We start from the raw sequence: 968 nt of genomic DNA on the forward strand, positions 1-968 counted from the left end.
CAACCTGATAGCGCAAGATTGCGGCAGATTGTGGTGTGTCGCTCATTCAATTCTGGCTTGAAGTTTGTCGGATAGAAAAAGGTCGTCTGAAAACCGGATTCGGATTTTCAGACGACCTTTGTTTGAATGGACATCTTGTTTATTCGATGACTTCTTCGGTTGTCGTGCTGCGGTAGGTAGAGCCGTTGAACGTCGGCATGGGTGGGGGCAGCAGGTTGTTGAGGGTTAGGGCGGCGGGGTTCAGGGTGGGGTAGCCGCTGAAGGTTACGGAGTAGCCGCCGTTGGCGGTGCTGCGGATTTTGGCATGTGCACCCAAGGGGAAGGTGCTTTTATTGGTAATGTGTCCGAAGGGGAAGCCTGTCAGAACGGGGACTTTGGCGGTGCGTGAGACGTGGTTGACGACGGCGGAGAAGTCGTAGCTTGAGTCGTACACATCGCGGATGGTGCCCATGCGGAAGTCGCCGAAGATGATGGCGCGTTGTTTTTGCAGGATGCCTGCAAGATAAAGCGTGTTCAACATGCGTTCGATGCGGTAGGGTTGTTCGCTGACGTCTTCGACGAACAGGATGCCGCCTTGGATGTCGGGCATATAGGGCGAGCCTGCGAGGGAGGCTAGGACGCTGAGGTTGCCGCCCCACAAAGTGCCTTCGACGTTGACGTTGGCGCGTTGGATGGCGGGAACGTCGATAATGTTGACGTTGTTGGTGGTGCCGCGGATGAACGAATCCATGGTGAAGACACTGGGTTCGGGTTTGCCGAATTCGCTGTAAACCATAGGGCCGGCGAAACTTGTCATATTGCCTTTGGCGAGCAGGGCGAGTTGGACGGCGCAAACGTCGCTGAAGCCGAAGAACAAAGTGCCGCGTTCGCGCATTCTGGCGCCGAGTGAGGCGAAGTCGATTTGCGGCAGGATGCGTGCCGCGCCATAGCCGCCGCGCAAACCCATGAGGACTTTGGGTGTTTCAACG

1 protein-coding gene is annotated in these 968 nt (G+C 56.5%); it reads right to left on the reverse strand.

Going from position 1 to position 968, the window contains the following annotated elements; translation table 11 throughout:
* Positions 1-139: 139 nt before the first annotated feature.
* The coding region (locus ACTHUR_RS12205; RefSeq protein WP_440398740.1) for an LD-carboxypeptidase at positions 140-968 on the reverse strand (829 nt) is incomplete at its 5' end.

Source organism: Neisseria sp. P0021.S007, assembly GCF_051956855.1.